Genomic DNA, 19,458 nt, shown 5'->3' with positions numbered 1-19,458 from the left:
CACATTACTAAAAGGCTGACTCAAAATATTCATCTTTGAGTCAAACTTTCATTTGTATGTATTACTTATACAAAATATCGTCTTTTAACGTAGCTACTTTATCAATAACTATATTAATGTCTTCTTCACCAATGCCGTGATATGCTAACGCAGCATGAAGGTGCTTGGCGATCGCATGAAAATGCTCTGGCTGAATGTTCACCCCCTCATGCGCTTTTGCCATTGAAGCACCTGAATATTGATTTGGTCCACCTAAAGCAAAACTAATAAATTTCGTTTGGTGCTTTCTTTGCTTTTCCATATCTGTGTTATCGAAGAAGTGGTTTACCGTAGGATCGTTTAAAACTAATTCGTTATAAAAATAATCGACCACCTTACTAATCGCTTCTTCTCCGCCAATTTTTTCATAAAGTGTTTGTTCTGACATTCCCATCACTCCTCTTATGTTTTGAAGTTTCCTCTATTTCCACTATGATTATGAACTATATCAACAAATACACTTACTTTCAGTGATGTAAATCACATCCACACGGTTTTTAAGTGGCAATTCGCCTACTATGACAGATACTGCTTTACTTTCAAAAAAAGAGGGTGTCTCAAAAGCTATTAAAAGTTTTGGCAATAGCTCCACTCACCGCGCGACCACTATAAAAAGACCACTTTTAGTGGTCTTTAAGGGATTGCGGCGGCTATGCACATTGCTTAGAGGGTTGACTCAAAAGGTAAAAAATCGACCTTTTGAGTCAACCTATACACCATTTAATACACCTTTTCTTTATATTGCTGGAGGCGCTCGAATGACGTTTTATCGACGTCTTTGTGTAAGCTATTTCCGTGTGAATCCATTGTTACTATCGCTCGGAACCCTTCTACTTTAAGGTGCCACATCGCCTCAGGTATACCGAACTCCATTAAGTCTACGCCTTCCACCTTTTTAATACAATCAGCATAATATTGGGCTGCACCACCGATTGCATTTAAGTAAACACCACCGTGTTCCTCAAGAGCCTTTAATGTTTTGGGTCCCATTCCACCTTTTCCAATGACGGCACGAATACCAAACTTTTTCATAATATCTCCTTGGTAAGGCTCTTCACGAATACTTGTCGTTGGGCCTGCGGCTTTTACATGCCACTCTCCATCTTTATCCTTTAGCATCACTGGTCCACAGTGATAAATCACTTGCCCGTTTAGATCAATCGGTGCATCGTTTTCCATTAGATGATGATGAATGGCGTCTCTTCCAGTATGAAGGTCACCGTTGATCACAACGACGTCACCAACTTTTAAGTCACGAATTTGTTCTTCTGTAATCGGTGCCTCAAGAACGACTTCACGTGTTCCTTCTGATGTTGCTGCAGCTTCGTCATCTTTGAAGCTAATTTTTTCGCCCTCTTTGTATAACCAGCTTTGAATCTCTCCAGTGCTTGCATCTAATGTTACACCTAAGCGACGGAATGCCCAGCAGTTATAGGCAACGGACACGAAAAAACTAGCCGGTAATCGATTCATTGTGCCAATTTTACAGCCTAATAGTGTAGCTTCACCTCCGAAGCCCATCGTACCGATTCCAAGTGTATTTCCTTTTTCCATAATATATTCTTCAAGCGCTTGTAGTTTTTCATTCTCATTCACATCGTTCACTTCACGGAAAAGCTGTTTTTTTGCAAGCTCATACCCTGAAATTCGGTCTCCACCGATTCCTACTCCGATAAAACCAGCACTACAGCCTTGTCCTTGTGCTTGGTACACAGAGTGTAAAATACATTTTCGGATACCATCTAAATCACGGCCTGCTCTTCCTAGACCTTCAATTTCCATCGGTAAGCTATATTGAATGTTTTTGTTCTCACAGCCGCCACCTTTTACAATAAGGCGAGCATCAATATAATCTTCTTCCCATTGGTGGAAATGTATAATCGGCGTTCCCGGCCCGATATTGTCTCCACTATTTTCACCAGTTAAAGAGTCTACTGAGTTTGGACGGAGCTTCCCATCCTTCGTTGCTTGACGGATGGCTTCAAATATATCCTTTTCCATCTCTAGCTGATTTGCACCAACAGGTACCTTTATTTCAAAAGTTAGCATTCCTGTGTCCTGACAAATTGGTAGAATATTATCGTCTGCCATATCAATATTATTCGTAATCGTGGATAGTGATAACGCAGCACGCGTTCCTTCATTTTCTCTTTCCTTTGCTTTACGTATTGCACGTCGAACATCATACGGAAGATTCGTTGACGTTTCTACGATTAAGTCGTAAATACTTTGGCGAAATTTTTCCACAAAAAACACTCCCTTATGATTTATACATACCTAGTATACTATGAATCCCTTTCCAATTGTTAGAAAATATAGATTAGTAACTTTTATGCTTGTGAATAGTAAAAACTACGAAAGTGATACTACCTCATTATTTTTCTACGGTATCATGGAAAGGCGTGTTCGTTTTATCTTCTAAGTGGCTTGTGTCGTTTACATAATGTACTTTTAGCACACCTTGACGGTCTATTGTCACCTTCGTCACACCTGTGTTTCCAATCATGAACGGCCTCTCGACATTTGGCCAATGCTCCTTTGCAATCAAATACATGATCAAAATACTAATAAAGCCTCCATGTGCAACAATGGCTACCGTATCGTTTTTATGATGCGATAATAAATAATCTACCGTTATTTTACAGCGGTTTGTGATCTCATGCAGCTGTTCTGTCCCTGGTATTCCTGACGTTAAAATAGATTTATGCTTAAGGAATGGATATATTTTTAGAACGTCTTCTCTCGGTTGGCCTTCTAATGGACCAAGTCCTACTTCACGTAAAACTGGCCACGTATTTAATGTTAAGTGAGGATGGTGCTCCTTTATCGCTTCAGCTGTTTTTATTGCCCTATCTAAATCACTACTGTACAAGGCATCAAGGTTTACATTTGCAAAAGCTTCCCCGACTAATAGCGCTTGTTTTTTTCCAAGATTGGATAGCGGGAAATTGGCGTGCCCTTGAACGATCTTATGTAAATTCCCTTCTGATTGCCCGTGACGAATCAAATATAACTCCACAATACCACCTACCTGTTTTAGAATGCTTACGATATAACATATTCAAAGAGACTCATGTATCATAACAAGCAATTTTCACTTTCAGGCGCATCACTGGTAATCGGCTCATACGACTTGTTATACTATTTATTATACTAAAAAAACGAGGAGACATGGATATGAATGAAGTTACAAAGCTATTAACAGAGCATAGATCATTCAGGAGCTATAAAGAAGATATGATTCCAGAGAATCAGCTTCAAACGATCGTCCAGTCTGCTATGGCTGCTGCAAATTGGATTAATGGACAACAAGTAACGATCATTGGCGTAACGGATAATGACATAAAGCATCGGCTTTATGAGCTCGTTGGACATCAGCCTTACGTTGATCAAGCACCTGTTTTTTTCGTCTTCTGTATCGATTTTCACCGTGCAAAATTAGCTGGAGAAAAACATGACAAAACAATTCGAGTCACTGATAGTGTTGACGGCTTATTAACTGGTTCAACTGATGTCGGGATTGCGATGGGGAATGCGATTGCGGCTGCTGAGTCTTTCGGTTTAGGGACCGTTCCGATCGGTGGTATTAGAAAAAATCCAGAAGAGGTCATCGAATTATTAGATCTTCCTGAATATGTTTTTCCTATTTCTGGTCTCGTTATCGGGTATCCAGATGGAGATTCAGCACAGAAGCCTCGTCTTCCAGTAGATGCTGTTTATCATAAAGATAGCTATAAGACAGAACATCTGACCAGACGTATTGACGAATACGATGAACAAATGAGTGGATATATGGCTGAGAGAACAAATGGGGAAAATAGACGTGACTGGTCAACAGGTGTCGCTCAGTTCTACTCTAATCCTGTGAATCAAAAAGTTACTGATACGTTGAAGAAGCAAGGCTTTAAAACAGAGTAATCGGAGGATTTTCCAGAGGACTAAACGAATAAAAGAGGGACTCAATAGGTAAAAAGAACAACCTTTTGATTCCCTCCAGTTTTTCATTTAAATGCCGATTCGGCGATATTGCTGACACTTTGCTTCAAGCTCATCTAACATCGCAATGATACGATCAATATCCTCAACCCCAGCTTTTTCTGGGTCAATGGAATCTAGCATGGCAACTAAATGCTCCATTCGCTCATGAAGTAAGCTTAATTTCTCGCCTTTCCCTTGTATTGCTTTATCCATTTACTTGCTCCTTTCATACTCGCACCGAAGAACCTTTAACGCCTTATTATTCTAACAAAAATTCTATCGTTGTCAACGAGCTTCTTATTATTTTTCCACAAATCACATATCACTTATTTCTTATTTAACATTCTCAATCTGCTAAAGTTCGTGTATGATGGTTAACGATGTATATACCTTCATTTTCACCTAAAAGGGAGTTTTCAAACAATGAATATCAAGAAAATTACACCTTCCTATGATCCATGGGAAGCATATATGGATATAAACGAGTATGGAGAGCAACGACTAACAAATGTTGAGTTTACGACGACGAACATCTGCAACATGCGTTGTGAGCACTGTGCTGTCGGTTACTCTTTACAGACGAAGGATCCTGAGGCATTACCTTTGGAGCTATTCACTCAACGTTTAGATGAAGTAAAAGACTTACGCGCGTTGAGCATCACTGGTGGCGAACCGATGATGTCGATGAAGTCAGTGAAAAATTATGTCTTGCCACTTCTCAAATATGCGCATGAGCGCGGAATTCGTACGCAAATTAACTCTAATTTAACGATGCCAATTGATCGATATGAGCTCATCATTCCATATTTAGATGTGCTTCATATTTCCCACAATTACGGTAGTGTAGAAGACTTTGCCGACATTGGCTTTGCTGTTATGGATAAAAAGCCGACCTTCGAGCAACGTAAAGCCTACTTCGATCGCATGGTGGAAAATAGCCGTTACTTAACAGGTAAAGGGGTCATGGTTTCAGCAGAAACGATGATCAATAAGCGAACTCTCCCACACCTTGAACGTATTCATGAACAGATCGTAGACATGGGCTGCCAGCGACACGAGGTGCACCCTATGTATCCAAGTAATTTTGCGAGTGGTTTGGAAGTTGCATCTTTAGATGAGATTCGCGAAGGTATTCACCGTTTACTTGATTGTCGTGATAAAAACGTCTGGATGCTTTTTGGTACATTACCGTTTTATCCATGTAATACGCTTGATGAAGATAAGCAGCTATTTACTAGATTACACGAAGAAAAAAACGTCACTGTTCGTAACGATCCAGACGGACGCTCCCGTCTTAATGTTGATATATTTAATGGTAATATTAACGTTACCGACTTTGCCGATGCTGGTGTCCTTGGTCATATTCAAACGACAAAGCTAATTGATGCATATGACGCTTGGAAAACTACTGACTTGTCAAAAAGCATTGATTGTCACTGTCCAGCTGTTCAGTGTCTCGGGCCAAATCTACTAGTAAAGCATGCGTACTATAAAAATGTAGACTTTACGAAGAGAAAACAACAGCTTGTCACTTTATAGAAAGGTGTTTTGTTTATGCTAAAAAAAGTAATTGCAGTTATTGTCATTGTCGCCTTGATTGTCATTGGCGTTCAAGCTTATCTAGAAAATGAAAGGCAAAGAGACATGATCAATACAATACAAGCAGATGTATTAGAATCATTTAAACCTCTCATTGAAAATACTGGCTTTGTCGTAAACGACGATATGTATTATAGCATCATCGATTCTGTTGAGTTTCTTGGAGAGACAAATAGCACGATAAGCACTGTTCAAATTCACTACAATTTTTATAAAAATGAGCTTTCAGAGGATGGGCTCCTCATTACAGATCATCAACAAAGTAGCACGAGGTTAAGTGTCGATGTGGAAAGGGATACAAGTGATGATCATTATACGTTAGCGCCTTCTCATCAATCATATGCTTATACTTTATATGAAAATTTCATCTCTGCACTTTACGATTATCATTATATACAAAATAATGAAGAAACATGGGCAGAAAAAGGGTCTAGTAGTACTTACAATGAAGATGATATTGAAATAGATCGAAATGGACTCGTCATCTCTGCAGGAAATGTCAGTTATTCTACTGAAATTGAAGCATCCAATCAATTGATGTATGTAGAAACAGAATTCACGTTGCAGCCACATGGTGAGCCAATGACGATTCCGTTAAATATTACATTTCCAGTAAACTGGGATACTCTATAGGGAAAGAAAACATAATAACAGCTTCACGAAGCTGTTATTATGTTTTTTCTTAAAAAAGCCTGATAGGAATATGGTTCCCCTTTCAGGAGAGCGACTGTAATACAAATAAAAGGCACTGAGAAAGTAGCTCTGTACTTTTCAGTGCCTCTCTTCTAGCATTTTCTTATCTCGGCTGTTTCGGTGTCTGTAGCTTTAAATTCACGTAATCTTGAACTGGAATCCATGCGCCTATTCCTTGCTTAGTCACGTTTTTTACTTCAAGCCACTTTTTATCACCTTTCATACGGAGATATACTTCTCCATAAGTAACTTTTCCTTTTTCATTTACGGCAGGGACATACGTATCTAAGTATCCCATAACTTTCGGTGCGACATTATACACTCTGTCCGTTTTCGTGTTATGCCCGATCACTGTTGAAAAGCTTAACGGTAAGTTTAGTTTTTCTGTCGCTTTTAATAGCATTAATTTTTGCACCATATCACCGTTAGGAATTTCTGCCGTTAAACCACCTTTAATTCTTTTTTGCTGCTCCTGACTATAATGGATCTTCTTCGCTTCATTACCCCCACGATTATCTAATACGTTCGTGTTTACCTTTTCAAAATCCCAGTTAATTTTAGACTCATCGGATTCATATGCAAGCGGCCACTGACCTAAATAAATCGATACATTCATGCCAATTGCAAGCTTTGAGCCTTTAATAGCCGACTCGTTAAACATTTTGATGAGCTCTGGATTTTCGATATGAATATCAGTTGACTCTAATAGTTCTTCAGCAAGCTCACTTGGATGTAGCCTTGGAAGGTCTTGTGTTGGATTCGGGTAAGTATTATCCTTTGAAATATCCATCGCTGAATCTGGAATGAGCTTTTCTTCTTTTTTGTCTTCTTCCGCAAAAACCGCTGTCACATTGACAATCAATAAGAGTGGAAGAAGAAAACATAAAATAGCTTTTTTCAATGTAAACATCCCTTTCTTTTACACGTTTTACGTAATTTTAAGGTGTTTAACGATAGTTTTTCTTTATCTGCAGAAATTATCCATAATAAAAAAGCGGTTGGCTCAAAAGCCCGAATTTTAAGGGCACTGAAAAAGTGGTGTTCTTTCACTTTTGAAGTGCCCCTAAGCAATGTGCGTAGTCGTTGCAATCGTTTAAAAGCCTGATAGGAGTGGGTTTATCCTATCAGGCGCGCAACGAACGTAGCCATTGCAATACAAATAAAAGGGCACTGAAAAAGTGGTGTTCTTTCACTTTTGAAGTGCCCCTAAGCAATGTGCATAGTCGTTGCAATCGTTTAAAAGCCTGATAGGAGTGGGTTTATCCTATCAGGCGCGCAACGAACGTAGCCATTGCAATACAAATAGAAGGGCACTGAAAAAGTGGCATTCTTTCACTTTCTAAGTGCCCCTAAGCAATGTGCGTAGTCGTTGCAATCGTTTAAAAGCCTGATAGGAGTGGGTTTATCCTATCAGGCGCGCAACGAACGTAGCCATTGCAATACAAATAAAAGGGCACTGAAAAAGTACTGAATTTTATAGGATAGACTAATAAATATAAAGTTGTTTAAATATAGAAATTGATGAGACCTGTGCAAACTCGCTTTCCGCGGGCGGCTGGTGAGCCTCCTTCATGCTTTGCATCTACGTAGTCTCACCCCTGCCTTTGTTTCCCGCAGGAGTCTCGCTTGCTCCGGTCTCATCAACTTTTTCTACAATTAGGTATATTGAATATTAATGCAACAAAATAGCAAGTTTTTCACTTGTTCAGTGTCCTTGTGTTCTTTCACTTATTAAGTGCCCCTAAGCAATGTGCGTAGTCGTTGCAATCGTTTAAAACCCTGATAGGAGTGGGTTTCTCCTATCAGGCGCGCGACTGCAATACAAATAAAAGGCACTGAAAAAGTTGTTTTACACTTTTTCAGAGGCCTGGAATTTTTACCTTTTTATACGAAAATGAATACCTTGTAGGTCAAAAAAACAAAAAAAGGGGGAGGGTATCCTTACGGGTACTATTTTCCATTTTTTTACTTTTAGGCTGTAGGTTGTTCTACCGTCACTTTAAAGCCTTTTGACTCAATATTCTTAATCCAGTAGTTGATCTTCCTTTCCGTATCTTTTTCTGCATAATCCCACCCTAATTCTTCATAGGGGATCTTGTCTTTAATAATATGATATATTATCCTTAAAATAAGATGTGCTGTAGCCATCGATGCTTTATATTGACCTCTTCTCTTCTGCACACGATGGAAGAATGAGGAGAGGCGGGTTCCTTTGGATTTGGATGCGGACCATGCTGCTTGACAAAGGACACCCTTTAAACTCCTGTTCCCTTTTTGGGTCCGGGAGTTTTTTTTCTTTCCAGCACTCTCATTATTACCAGGACATAATCCATCCCATGAAGCTAAGTGCTTATCAGATGGGAAACAAGACATATCTACGCCAATCTCTGCAATAATCACCGCTATAGCATTAAAACTTACACCAGGGATTGTATCGAGTAATTCAACATATTCGTCATAGGGGGTTATTAGACGGTCGATTTCGCCCTCCAATTCTGAAATTTGTTTCTCAAGATAAATTAAATGATCATAATGCATGCGAATAATTTTTCGATGATGCTGGCGTACTCGTCCATTTAAAGCATCAACTAATTGAGGTACTTTTCTCTTTAAAGAAGTTTTCACCAAGCTTCTTACCTGCTCCTCCGTTAACACCTCACCATTAATGATTGACTCTAAAAGAGCTCGTCCAGATACACCAAATAAATCACTAACAAAAGTGGTTAACTTGACGTTTGCATCTTGTAAGATCTTATGGATACGATTTTTTTCTGAAGATGCATTGCCAACAAGCTTTCTACGGTAACGAGTATAATCCCGTAGATCTCGGAAGTTTTCAGGTGGAACAAAACTTGGTGTGATCAACCCACATCTCAATAACTGGGTAATCCAGGCTGCATCACTGACATCGGTCTTACGACCAGGAACATTCTTAATGCGCTTTGCATTGGCAAGAATTAATTCGAAGCTCCCCTCTAGAATATTCCACACTGGTTTCCAATAAACACCAGTATTTTCCATTGCGACATGGGTACATTTAAAGCTTTCTAGCCAATCATGAAGTGCAAGTAAGCCTTTCGTCGTTGTAAGAAAAGTTTGTGTCTCTTTTTTTGGTCGTTTTTCCAATGGACCATACATAACACAAGCTACAATCTCTTCCTGATGAACATCTAGTCCAGCACATCTTTCCAATACTGCATCCATAACTCATCACTCCTTAATAAAAATAGAAATGATGCAGGTCATACACCTGTAAGCATGGTATTTTTATACACGTGTTCTTAACGACAATTAGCGGTGCTCGTAGGTGTATTCGGTCGGTTTGAGTCGCGGGGTAAAAATTCCACCAATAAAGGGACGACCTGTGACCTGCTAATCTTATTATAAAAATTAGCAAGCACAGGTCGCAAGTCATTTTCATTCATAGTGGTGGCTATTAAGCCATGAAAGTTTGAGTCAACCACTATAACATCATGCTTCTTTTTCAACTACCTTTATTTTTTGCCACTTTCCGAACATGTAATAACCAATCGCAAAAAAGCTACTCACAACAAAGCTTGCAGCCATTCCAATTGCAATACCTTGCTCTCCAAACCAATACGCCGCAACATATGTCAGAGGATATCGTAATACCCAGAAGGATATCGTATTTAAAACAAATATTTGAAACATCGCTCCCGCTGCTCGAACAACACCATTTAAAACAAAGTTTATTCCTAAGAACGGATAAAAGAATGCGATCGTTTGTACATACATTTTTCCAAAAGCGATTGTGTCTTTATCTTGGATAAACAGAGAAATCATCCATTCTGCACTAAAAAACACAACCGCACTTATCGTAAATGAAACGAGCAAAATAAGGATAATACCGTATTTGGCTATTTCATGAACACGCTCCCACAACTTTGCTCCAATATTTTGACCTGCCATACTGTTTACGGCAGTACCAAGCGCCATAGCAGGAAGCATAATCAAGCTATCTAAGCGTTGTGCTGCTCCGAAGCCTGCAACGACTTCTTCACCAAATGTCGTTACTACCGTCATAATTGCAAGCACGCCTCCAGATATGACCATCATCGATAACCCTGAAGGCAATCCTAGCTTAATAATCGATTTTACGTAGTGCCTGTTTGGTATACGAGGGAAGGAAAAAGGCACCCCCGCTTTATAAATTGTATGTATTAATCCATAAACAAAAGCAGTACCTTGGGCAACAATCGTAGCATACGCCGCTCCTGCTATCCCTAAGTTAAAAACATAAATAAATAATGGATCGAAAATAGCATTTAATATAACAGCAATCAATACGAACCGTACAGGAGTTTTACTGTCTCCCATCGCCCTTAGGACAGTTGCAATAAAGTTGTAGCCGAACAAAAATGTAATTCCGATAAAGTTAATTCTTAAATACGTCGTCGCTAATGGAAGTATTTCCCCTGGTGTACCCATCCAACGTAAAATCGTAGGTGACATGATATAGCCAATAACGCCTAAGATAATTGTCATCGAGCCTAATATGACTACAAAAGCATTCAGCGATGCCTTCAAGCCTTCTTCATCTTGTGCACCACGATACTGCGATAAAACAGTGAGTGTTGCATTATTTATCCCGATAATAAAGGAAAGAATCGTAAACACGATAGTTCCAGAAATCGCGATCGCTCCGAGTGCATTTGCACCTAATAAATTCCCTACCCATAGTGAATCGACGAGCTGATAAGACACTTGGAGGAGGTTCGTGAGAAAAATCGGTCCAGAGAAGATAATCATTTTTTTCAGTATACTTCCATCGGTAAAATCGTGCTGATTACTCACTACTCTCCCCCCATTGTTTACTATTGTTCTATTGCGCCAATTATACTAATGTAAAACTCTCCGTTAACTCGACACTATCAATAATCGTTTGGGCCATCGGGCAATTTTTTTGCGCCAGCACCATCGCTTTTTCTATTTTTGCCTCATTTAAGTTTTCACCATCAATCGTGTAGTGCAAATGGATCTTTGTTATTTTGTTTGCTGCATCAGGGTCACGTGTGACATTCGCCTCAACAGTAATATCCTTCACATTCATTCGTTGTTTTTCTAATACTTTTCTTAATACGCCACCACCACATACTGCCACTGAGCTTACCATTAGCTGATATGGTCGGAAACCATATTCCTCGTTCCCGGAAATTTGCAGCGTTCCATATTCAAAGGTTGTTTCAAAGCCATTTTCTTTCATGTGAAATTTCATCGATATACCACCCTTTTTATCAATTTCTTTTTATATTGTACCCTGTAAAGATTACATACGTCACGTTTTTGGTTTCCAGTGAATTTTCGTTGCTTTTATTAAAAAACACTATACAATGGTGTATGGACATTTCGTTTCTAAAGGAGGTTACAAATGACTGTCGCAACACGAGATCTCACACAAAATAATCCTACTTATCGTTACTGGGTATTAGTTGGCATGGTGTTAATTGCTGGTTTTTCTCAAGGTATGCTGTTACCAGTTCTTGCTGTCATGCTTGAAACAGCTGGCGTTTCCTCTTCAGCTAATGGGATTAACGCTGCAGCACTATATATCGGAATTATATTAATTTCTCCATTTATTGAACGCCCAGTCCGTAAGTTTGGTTATAAGCCTGTCATCATTGTTGGGCTTTTACTCGTTATGCTTTCGCTTATTCTGTTTCCTATTTGGCAAACATTTTGGTTTTGGTTTGTTTTACGTATGGTTGTCGGGATTGGTGATAATTTAATTCATTTTTCCACTCAAATATGGATTAGTACTACGAGCTCACGGGAAAAAAGAGGACGCCAGCTTGCTATATATGGATTAGCTTTCGGAATGGGCTTCGGCATTGGTCCAATGATGACAAGGTTAATTGAAATCAATGCATACTTACCTTTCATTATCGCAGCTTGCACAAGCTTCATCGCATGGATTTTTATGCTCTTTTTGCGGAACGAGTGGCCTAAAAACGATTTTGAAACAGCCTCACAGCTCAATACGTTTTCTCGCTACAAGCAAGTAATTAAGCTAGCCTGGTTTGCCCTTTTACCTGGCCTATGCTACGGATTTTTAGAGGCAACTTTACACGGCAGCTATCCCGTTTATGCGATGCGTGTCGGTCTAGATATATCATTTGTAACAGTGCTGCTCTTACCAAGCTTCGTTTTTGGTAGCTTATTGACGCAGCTTCCACTTGGAGTGCTAAGTGACAAAATTGGAAGAAGTCGTGTTATTAGAGGGCTGACGTTCATAGGCTCGATTTTGTTTTTCCTTATGGTATTTGTCGAACATATTCCTTGGGCACTTTGGGGGTTATTCGCGATATCCGGGATGCTACTAGGCTCTTTATTTTCTTTAGGTATTGCGTATTTAGCTGACTTAGTTCCAGCAAGTTTACTTCCTACAGGTACAGTGATGACTGGAATATTGTTTGCTTTAGGTAGTATGATTGGTCCTAGTGTAGGTGGGTTTCTTATCGGATTTATTGAGCGAGGTGCCATCTACTATGCCATAAGCGCCATGCTCCTTCTCGTTTTCATAGCAGGTATGATTTTTGAACGGACAAATTCGGATGAAAGTAATGAAGTAGAAAGTGTTGCTTAAATAAGAAATTAAAAAGGGATGCGGCTTTGTAGTGGTTGCATTCCTTTTGGCGCTTTGCTATTGGAAATAACAACTGCGAGATATGGTAATCTTTTTTTGCGATTGAGTGGTTTGCTAATTGATTTTGCTGGCCATTCTATTGCTTTTTCTTTCTCTCAATGGCCCGCTATTTCGATTTGTGCGCCTTTCTACATAATTTTTCCCTTTAGAATGGGGCGCTATTTTATTTTGCTGGCCATTCTATTGCTTTTTCTTTCTCTCAATGGCCCGCTATTTCGACTTGTGCGCCTTTCTACATAATTTTTCCCTTTAGAATGGGGCGCTATTTTATTTTGCTGGCCATTCTATTGCTTTTTCTTTCTCTCAATGGCCCGCTATTTCGATTTGTGCGCCTTTCTACATATATTTTTCCTTTAGAATGGGGCGCTATTTTATTTTGCTGGCCACTCTATTGCTTTTTCTTCCTCTCAATGGCCCACTATTTGGATTTGTGCGCCTTTCTACATATATTTTCCCTTTAGAATGGGGCGCTATTTTATTTTGCTGGCCATTCTATTGCTTTTTCTTCCTCTCAATGGCTCGCTATTTCGATTTGTGCGCCTTTCTACATAATTTTTCCCTTTAGAATGGGGCGCTTAGAATAATCATGCTTCCCTTTCACACACAACCGCCCCTACAACTCACATGAATTCACGCTTAAAAGAAACTTTTCCCCTCGTTCATCCGTACATACAAATAAGAGGTGAAAATACATGTTCAAGAAAAAAGTTTTCATGCTAACTAGTATAACCATGCTGTTATTACTACTATTTGTTCCAAGTAAAGTTCTAGCTGTCGACTATACGATTGATAGTCTCCACATTCAAGCTGAGCTTCTAGAAAATGGTGATGTTAGTGTAACCGAAACAAACATATACACATTTAATGGTGAATTCAATGGTATTATACGAGGTCTTGTACCAAATCAAGACATTAACGCAGAAATTATTGACCTTCACGCGGTTGAAAATAGTGAACCATTAACAATTGAATCGGATGGCTACACACACCGAATCCACCGGTCTGGCAGCGACGAAACCATTGAGATTACACTTACTTATACGATAAAAAATGGCGTACAGGTTTATGAAGACGTTGGCCAATTTTATTGGGCATTCATTGATTCTCAAAACGAATCAGATTACGAAAGCTTGAAGATAGAAGTAATGCCACCTACAACTTCAACAAATGTTTCAACCGATTCCGTTATTGCGATTGGTTACGATGAGGCGTTTGAAAAAGAGAAAATTGTGGAAGACGGATCAGTTATTTTTGATTTAGGAAAAGTAAGAAGTAATCGCGATGCGAACATTAGAGTAGCTTATCCGAGCGAGTTCTTCCCTTCTGCACCGCTACTAAAAGGAGAATTGAAAGAGACAATTATTGCTGAAGAGGAAGCACGCTATGCGGCAATACAGGAAGCAGAAGAAAAACGAGAATTTTATTCCTCATTTGGTAATACCGTTTTACCATTACTCGCAGCTGTACTATTTTTTATCTTTTTAAAGGACTACTTAAAATACCGAAGTAAACAGATCTCTATAGCAAGAGAACTAGAAAAAGTTGATCGCCCTCCTTTGACGGAGTTAAGTTTGCCCGCTACGATTTCTCTTACGAATTATCACCAACTTTCAAGCAATGCAATGGCGGCTGCACTGTTGGATTTAGTTAGAAAAGGGAATGTAAAGCAAGTAGAAGAAAAAACCTTTGAACTTGTTCATAGTAATGCACTATTAGAGCATGAGGAAATTCTTATTGCTTGGCTGTTTGAGCGAGTTGGTGATGGCCAAAGGTTTTCATTAAAACAATTGAAGGCATACGGAAAATATAACAATAATAGCTCCAATTATTTAGAGAGATTGAATAAGTGGAAAAGCGCAATTAAAAAAGAAATTAACGAAAATAATCTCTATGAAAACAAAAGTTGGTATCGAGCAATGATCTCTAGCTCAAGCTTATTCTTGACCCCATTATTCATTTTATTTGGGATGAATGAATTGTTTGGTTATGTGGCTACTACTGGCGTTATCGCGCTTGCCTACCTTTTGTATGGCATTATTTATAACCCTAAAACTTATAAAGGTAGCTTAATTTTTTATCAGTGGCAGCAGTTTAAACAACATTATCGTCAGTTGAGCCATGAATATTGGGATTCATGGTCTGAGGATGAGCAAATGAGGGCTTTCTTATTTGCACTTGGCATCGGAGAAGATGATCTCAAAAAGAAAAATAGAGAGTTATTAAAGCATTTTGAAGCTAATCAAACCCATTTCAATAGCAATTCAGCAGCTGCTTTTGATCCTACATTTAGCTTTTATGCGCTTGCATTAATGTCACAAAGTACATCTTCTTCCTTTCAATCTACAAACAATAGCTTAGGTTCTATGAGCTCCGGAAGCTCCGGTTCTACCTTCACCGGTGGTGGTGGAGGTGGAGTAGGAGGAGGCGGCGGTGGCTCTGGTGCCTTTTAATAAATGCTAAATCTATCATATGAGATGAGGGTGAATCTGAAGGGGCACATTAGCCCCCTTTATATTCACCCTCTTATTATAAATTATCCATAAATCTCATTTAACACTTTCGATTCATCTCGATTATTTAAGTTTTTATGGACTATTTTGTTAATATGAATGTCCATTTTTTCCTGTAAGGCTCTCACCATTTCAGTATCACCTACTAAGTAAAGCTTCTCCCATTTCCGTTTGTTCCGCATTTTTTCAATGATTGTAGCAACCTCTTTGTAAAAGCGGTGATGGTTTTCTGCATAACGTTGCTTTACATCGTCTATGTGACTCGCACTTGAAGCCACCCTTGCTGAAGACGCTAATCCCTCTTTTGCTGTCCATTCTTCCGTTTCTGGATCAAATTCAAACCGCTTTTTCTCTTTAATTTCTCCTAACTCTGCATCTATTACTTTTACTTCATCAAGGTTCGGAAGGATAATACCACTCTTTGGATATGCTTTTGTTAAATCAAGAAGTTGGTCAATCTTGGGCCTTCGTTCCCAATAAAAACGGCTTTTTATAGGGAGCTGTAAATAGTGAACCGACCAAAGGCTATTTCCCTCTTCCTCTGATGCAAAAATTGCAACTCCTTTAGACAAACGAGATTGATTTCCGATAATTTCTTTCTCAACTTTTTGACGCAGCTTTTTATAGCTTCTTAATTGGTTCTCATCACTAGACAATGCGATGTATTCTTGTAATCTCTTTAGCCCGTTTTTTAAGCGGATCTTCCATTCTCCCCGTTGTTGGTCTGCACTTGCTCGATCCGTATTTAAGTATACTGATAATACACATTTATTCTCCGTACACCTATGTTTCTCCAATTCCTTTAAATGACTTTTAAAATCCATAAAAGTGATTCCCCCTTTATAAGCTTGTACAAGACTTTTTCCTTAATTAAATCAGATTAAACATATTTCTATGAGTTGCCTATATTAGAAATTTTTTATCGTAGAAGAAAGTAAGGGGGAAGTTGTTGCTCATCGGTAAGCGGTGTTTCAGCCTCTAAAATGTATTTGAAAGATCTCAAATGTAACGCTGCTGGTAGCAACAAATTTTAGAAACATGAAAAAACTAGCTCTCTCATAAGCTAGTTTTTAGGGGTTTCTTACAACCTTTAAAGGGAAATCCACCCATACTTTTTTACCTATTCTTTAATTGAATCAATTTAGATATTCACTTTTCAAAAAAAATCTTCTCATTAAAAAATTTGCTGGTCTACTTAACTTTGTTGTTGATTTTCACTTCAGGATACTCGCTTGTCGCGGGCAAGGCTTCAGCTAATCGGGGAACCCCACCCCGATGGATCTTCAGCTCTTGCTTTTCCCGCAGACGTCTCGTACCCTTTCGTTTCAATCAACAATAATTTGAACAAAACGTCTTAATTATTTGGTACTAAATACTAAATTCGACATTTAGGTTTCAAAAGATAAGAAAATTTTAAACACTTGGCCTGTAAGGGAGGATAATTATAAAATTCATTTAACTATTGTCTTTTTTTTATAAATATAAAAGATAGTAGCTAGCAAGGCAATGCCAATTCCAATCATTAATAAGAACGTTGGATGAAAAACGAAAAAATAAGTGTCTTGATACTGGTAAGTTGCATTTAAGATAGACATTAAATCACACCTTTTTTAGTCTTTCAGCAATTATAACATATAATAAATGCTACTACATTGGTTAATGTAATATTTTCCCAAAACACAATTCCAATCATACCGACCCTTCTAAAAAAAGAAAGCACTGAAAAGGTAATCAACCTGTTTCAGTGCCCACGAAATTTAGATGCCGTTTGCCACCTAATGTTATGCATTCTACTGTTTGCAAAATTGCTGGTTTAGTTACGCTCATCATACTCTGGCAGTAGTGCTTGTGCATCCTGTGTATCAATCGTGTTTTTACTTTTTATATTTGCAGCTAATTGTTGAAATTCATGTTTTGTATCTTGTAGCGTGCCCAACAACGTACTCGTATGTTGCTTCATATGTTGCGTCGTTTCTACTATTTGTTGAATATCATCTGATGCATCTTCTACAACGGATGAGATTGTATTACTTGATGCCCTTAGCTGCTCGACAATTTCTTCACGATTCTCTTTAATCACTTCAATCCACTGCTTCGTCTTAGTCGTACATTCACCTATTCCGTTTATAACCTTCGAACGTGTCTTTTTATTCGCCAAGATGTAAATGGATCCTGCTACCGCTCCCAGAAGGAACCCACGGCGTAACCAGCTACCTTGCTTGTCCTCTTTACTCATAAAATGTCCCTCCCATCTCTACACGAATAGTTTGCTTTGCATTTATTTTATCAATTATCGTTTTCAAAAAAAATAAAGAGCCCTTACTGTGAGTAGTAAATTAAACCATTAATAACATTTTGCTTTATTTCTTTTCTCGATTGGAGTAAATCTAAATGACCTAAAGTTTCTGAGAAAGTTAAATCCGGCTGCTTTTCATAAATGTAATGATATTTTTCCATGCAAAGCTCAAAGCACGTTTTTGGCTTGTCCGATAACATTTTTTTAAATTGCATCGCTTTCTTATCTTGTTCATTTATCCTCTTTTTTATTAGCTCATCTATATTGTCAATTTCAGCTCCATGACCAGAATAGGCAACTTTCATATCAAGACATTTCTGTAAGGAACGTCGATAATCCAGTAATGGTTCGGCTCTTTTTTTCTCCCCCTCATACGTTGGTTCAATAATGGCATTTGATGAAATATGGTCAATGAGATGATCTCCTGCTATCAAAACACCATCACTTTTTCTATATAGTGAAATATGACTTTGTGCATGCCCAGGTGTTTCAATAACGGACCATTCACGTAAAAAATGTAGTCGACTTCCTTCTTTTATTTCAACATCGACTCTCCCTATTGATGAAAAATTCATATAGCTCTCTTTTTTCTCTAACATGTTAGTAATGAACGCATCGGGAACACCGTGAGAAGTGTATAGTTCTTCATAAAATTGCAGTGCATTGAACAAAAACTGCTTATCCTTCGTAATCCACGGCTTTACTTTTCTATGGGCATATACCGTTGCAAATGGTAGGAATTTTTCTATCATTCCTATATGATCAGGGTGATGATGTGTCAAAATGATGTTTTCTATATCTTCCACTTTTTTGTTCACTTGCTGTAATTGCGCTTTTGTCTCTTCCCAAGCTTCAACCGTATTTGGTCCAACGTCCACTAAAGTTAATGAATCACCTTCGATTAAATATGTATTAACTGGTCCAACTAAAAATGGTGTAGGTATTGTCAATTTATAAATACCATTTGAGATTTGTTCCATTATCACGCCTCCAAGTGAATCGTTATTCATTTTTATTTTACTAGAATTTATTAATAAAGTCATTACCGGGTCAGTTGTCCACACTTAACTTATCCACAAACTTGTTAACAGTGTGGATAAAATATAAGAAACCCGATATAATAAGCTTTCATTTTTTTCGTGTCAATTTTTTTCTTCTGGATAAAAATTGTGGATAATGTGGGTAACGTTATATATTCTTTTCATAACAATACCAGTTTAGTGGATAACTCTGTGGATAAATAAAAATGTGTTTTCACAGTATGTATTAATTATTTTTTCATAGCTTATGAAGTCCATTAAACTCTTATTACACTTACTGAGAACAGATCGTTTGCCTATCAGCCTAGATAAGGATAAAATGGAATCAATATGATATCCTTCGAATGATTATCATTGTATGAGCACAGGTTTGCATCATTCATTCAGAATGTTCAAAAAGTTGTAACAGCTTTCACAACTTTTGATAGTGAAAACTATTATAATTAAATTAAATAAAACTCAGACAAAGGAATGATCTCAAATGAGAAAGCGCTTTAATAAAAGTTTTGATGAGTTAGTAAACGAAAATAAAGAACAGCTTTTAAAAGACGAAAAAGCGATCAGAGTGATTGAAGATAAAGTAGATGAAAAGGCAATGAAGAAAGAAACGATCAGAATGAAATAGATGTATATATAGCA

Annotated in this window: 18 protein-coding genes; 6 read left to right on the top strand and 12 right to left on the bottom strand. The window is 38.1% G+C overall.

The genetic code is table 11. From position 1 onward, the window contains the following. Positions 1-61: 61 nt before the first annotated feature. The 3 genes from BCELL_RS04145 to BCELL_RS04135 all read right to left on the bottom strand — a co-directional run bounded on the left by BCELL_RS04145 (position 62) and on the right by BCELL_RS04135 (position 3,058). Positions 62-427 (bottom strand): group I truncated hemoglobin, encoded by a 366-nt coding sequence (locus BCELL_RS04145; RefSeq protein ID WP_013487428.1) that lies wholly within the window; start codon positions 425-427, stop codon positions 62-64. 332 nt (positions 428-759) lie between these two features. After that, positions 760-2,286 (bottom strand): fumarate hydratase, encoded by a 1,527-nt coding sequence (locus BCELL_RS04140; protein ID WP_013487427.1) that lies wholly within the window; start codon positions 2,284-2,286, stop codon positions 760-762. A gap of 127 nt (positions 2,287-2,413) precedes the next feature. After that, the gene (locus BCELL_RS04135) at positions 2,414-3,058 is read right to left on the bottom strand and encodes a histidine phosphatase family protein (protein WP_041808129.1); all 645 of its coding nucleotides are present in this window, start codon (positions 3,056-3,058) and stop codon (positions 2,414-2,416) included. Between the two features lie 158 nt (positions 3,059-3,216). Between BCELL_RS04135 and BCELL_RS04130 the strand changes: the two genes are divergently transcribed. Further along, complete coding sequence (locus BCELL_RS04130) at positions 3,217-3,957, top strand: NADPH-dependent oxidoreductase (RefSeq protein ID WP_013487425.1); 741 nt, start codon at positions 3,217-3,219, stop codon at positions 3,955-3,957. 87 nt (positions 3,958-4,044) lie between these two features. Here BCELL_RS04130 and BCELL_RS04125 read toward each other — a convergent pair whose 3' ends face one another. After that, entirely contained in the window at positions 4,045-4,230 is a 186-nt protein-coding gene (locus tag BCELL_RS04125; protein WP_013487424.1) for an SE1561 family protein, read from the bottom strand. A 210-nt stretch (positions 4,231-4,440) separates the two neighbouring features. Here BCELL_RS04125 and yfkAB point away from each other — a divergent pair, with 210 nt between their 5' ends. Continuing rightward, positions 4,441-5,556, top strand: a complete 1,116-nt coding sequence (yfkAB, locus tag BCELL_RS04120) for a radical SAM/CxCxxxxC motif protein YfkAB (RefSeq protein ID WP_013487423.1) — start codon at positions 4,441-4,443, stop codon at positions 5,554-5,556. Between the two features lie 15 nt (positions 5,557-5,571). After that, positions 5,572-6,249 (top strand): hypothetical protein, encoded by a 678-nt coding sequence (locus tag BCELL_RS04115; RefSeq protein ID WP_013487422.1) that lies wholly within the window; start codon positions 5,572-5,574, stop codon positions 6,247-6,249. 163 nt (positions 6,250-6,412) lie between these two features. Here BCELL_RS04115 and BCELL_RS04110 read toward each other — a convergent pair whose 3' ends face one another. The 4 genes from BCELL_RS04110 to BCELL_RS04095 all read right to left on the bottom strand — a co-directional run bounded on the left by BCELL_RS04110 (position 6,413) and on the right by BCELL_RS04095 (position 11,545). Then, the gene (locus tag BCELL_RS04110) at positions 6,413-7,210 is read right to left on the bottom strand and encodes a YfkD famly protein (RefSeq protein ID WP_013487421.1); all 798 of its coding nucleotides are present in this window, start codon (positions 7,208-7,210) and stop codon (positions 6,413-6,415) included. Between the two features lie 1,070 nt (positions 7,211-8,280). Further along, positions 8,281-9,513 carry an IS110 family RNA-guided transposase gene (locus tag BCELL_RS04105; protein WP_013487420.1) on the bottom strand — a complete coding sequence of 411 codons (1,233 nt, stop codon included), beginning with the start codon at positions 9,511-9,513 and terminating at the stop codon, positions 8,281-8,283. 267 nt (positions 9,514-9,780) lie between these two features. Continuing rightward, positions 9,781-11,124, bottom strand: a complete 1,344-nt coding sequence (locus BCELL_RS04100; protein WP_013487419.1) for an MATE family efflux transporter — start codon at positions 11,122-11,124, stop codon at positions 9,781-9,783. Positions 11,125-11,164: 40 nt separating this feature from the next. After that, the gene (locus tag BCELL_RS04095) at positions 11,165-11,545 is read right to left on the bottom strand and encodes an OsmC family protein (protein ID WP_013487418.1); all 381 of its coding nucleotides are present in this window, start codon (positions 11,543-11,545) and stop codon (positions 11,165-11,167) included. Positions 11,546-11,698: 153 nt separating this feature from the next. Here BCELL_RS04095 and BCELL_RS04090 point away from each other — a divergent pair, with 153 nt between their 5' ends. Both BCELL_RS04090 and BCELL_RS04085 read left to right on the top strand, forming a co-directional pair. Beyond that, positions 11,699-12,913: an MFS transporter gene (locus BCELL_RS04090; RefSeq protein WP_013487417.1), complete on the top strand. Its 1,215-nt coding sequence runs from the start codon at positions 11,699-11,701 to the stop codon at positions 12,911-12,913. Positions 12,914-13,665: 752 nt separating this feature from the next. Next, the gene (locus BCELL_RS04085; protein WP_013487416.1) at positions 13,666-15,423 is read left to right on the top strand and encodes a DUF2207 domain-containing protein; all 1,758 of its coding nucleotides are present in this window, start codon (positions 13,666-13,668) and stop codon (positions 15,421-15,423) included. 83 nt (positions 15,424-15,506) lie between these two features. On the opposite strand, the gene BCELL_RS04080 is transcribed toward BCELL_RS04085, so the two are convergent. From BCELL_RS04080 to BCELL_RS04070, 4 genes are all read right to left on the bottom strand, one after another. Further along, the gene (locus BCELL_RS04080) at positions 15,507-16,307 is read right to left on the bottom strand and encodes a VLRF1 family aeRF1-type release factor (protein WP_013487415.1); all 801 of its coding nucleotides are present in this window, start codon (positions 16,305-16,307) and stop codon (positions 15,507-15,509) included. A 627-nt stretch (positions 16,308-16,934) separates the two neighbouring features. After that, entirely contained in the window at positions 16,935-17,078 is a 144-nt protein-coding gene (locus BCELL_RS22440) for a hypothetical protein (protein ID WP_157184172.1), read from the bottom strand. Positions 17,079-17,296: 218 nt separating this feature from the next. Beyond that, positions 17,297-17,719: a YtxH domain-containing protein gene (locus tag BCELL_RS04075; RefSeq protein WP_013487414.1), complete on the bottom strand. Its 423-nt coding sequence runs from the start codon at positions 17,717-17,719 to the stop codon at positions 17,297-17,299. An 83-nt stretch (positions 17,720-17,802) separates the two neighbouring features. After that, positions 17,803-18,759, bottom strand: coding sequence for an MBL fold metallo-hydrolase (locus tag BCELL_RS04070; protein ID WP_013487413.1), 957 nt, complete (start codon positions 18,757-18,759; stop codon positions 17,803-17,805). 541 nt (positions 18,760-19,300) lie between these two features. On the opposite strand from BCELL_RS04070, the gene BCELL_RS21970 reads away from it, so the two are divergent. Beyond that, entirely contained in the window at positions 19,301-19,444 is a 144-nt protein-coding gene (locus BCELL_RS21970; protein ID WP_013487412.1) for an FbpB family small basic protein, read from the top strand. Positions 19,445-19,458: the final 14 nt, after the last annotated feature.

The organism is Evansella cellulosilytica DSM 2522 (genome assembly GCF_000177235.2).
Classification (GTDB): domain Bacteria; phylum Bacillota; class Bacilli; order Bacillales; family Salisediminibacteriaceae; genus Evansella; species Evansella cellulosilytica.
Note: the sequence above shows the minus strand (reverse complement) of the source record. Positions and strands in the feature narration are given on the sequence as shown.

What these genes read in the sequence shown, in the direction of transcription:
- BCELL_RS04080 (WP_013487415.1), bottom strand. Translation starts at nt 16,307, where the DNA reads ATGGATTTTAAAAGTCATTTAAAGGAATTGGAGAAACATAGGTGTACG.
- BCELL_RS04130 (WP_013487425.1), top strand. Translation starts at nt 3,217, where the DNA reads ATGAATGAAGTTACAAAGCTATTAACAGAGCATAGATCATTCAGGAGC.
- BCELL_RS21970 (WP_013487412.1), top strand. Translation starts at nt 19,301, where the DNA reads ATGAGAAAGCGCTTTAATAAAAGTTTTGATGAGTTAGTAAACGAAAAT.
- BCELL_RS04075 (WP_013487414.1), bottom strand. Translation starts at nt 17,719, where the DNA reads ATGAGTAAAGAGGACAAGCAAGGTAGCTGGTTACGCCGTGGGTTCCTT.
- BCELL_RS04115 (WP_013487422.1), top strand. Translation starts at nt 5,572, where the DNA reads ATGCTAAAAAAAGTAATTGCAGTTATTGTCATTGTCGCCTTGATTGTC.
- BCELL_RS04090 (WP_013487417.1), top strand. Translation starts at nt 11,699, where the DNA reads ATGACTGTCGCAACACGAGATCTCACACAAAATAATCCTACTTATCGT.
- BCELL_RS04095 (WP_013487418.1), bottom strand. Translation starts at nt 11,545, where the DNA reads ATGAAATTTCACATGAAAGAAAATGGCTTTGAAACAACCTTTGAATAT.
- BCELL_RS04070 (WP_013487413.1), bottom strand. Translation starts at nt 18,759, where the DNA reads ATGGAACAAATCTCAAATGGTATTTATAAATTGACAATACCTACACCA.
- BCELL_RS04145 (WP_013487428.1), bottom strand. Translation starts at nt 427, where the DNA reads ATGTCAGAACAAACACTTTATGAAAAAATTGGCGGAGAAGAAGCGATT.
- BCELL_RS22440 (WP_157184172.1), bottom strand. Translation starts at nt 17,078, where the DNA reads ATGTCTATCTTAAATGCAACTTACCAGTATCAAGACACTTATTTTTTC.
- BCELL_RS04105 (WP_013487420.1), bottom strand. Translation starts at nt 9,513, where the DNA reads ATGGATGCAGTATTGGAAAGATGTGCTGGACTAGATGTTCATCAGGAA.
- BCELL_RS04125 (WP_013487424.1), bottom strand. Translation starts at nt 4,230, where the DNA reads ATGGATAAAGCAATACAAGGGAAAGGCGAGAAATTAAGCTTACTTCAT.
- yfkAB (WP_013487423.1), top strand. Translation starts at nt 4,441, where the DNA reads ATGAATATCAAGAAAATTACACCTTCCTATGATCCATGGGAAGCATAT.
- BCELL_RS04085 (WP_013487416.1), top strand. Translation starts at nt 13,666, where the DNA reads ATGTTCAAGAAAAAAGTTTTCATGCTAACTAGTATAACCATGCTGTTA.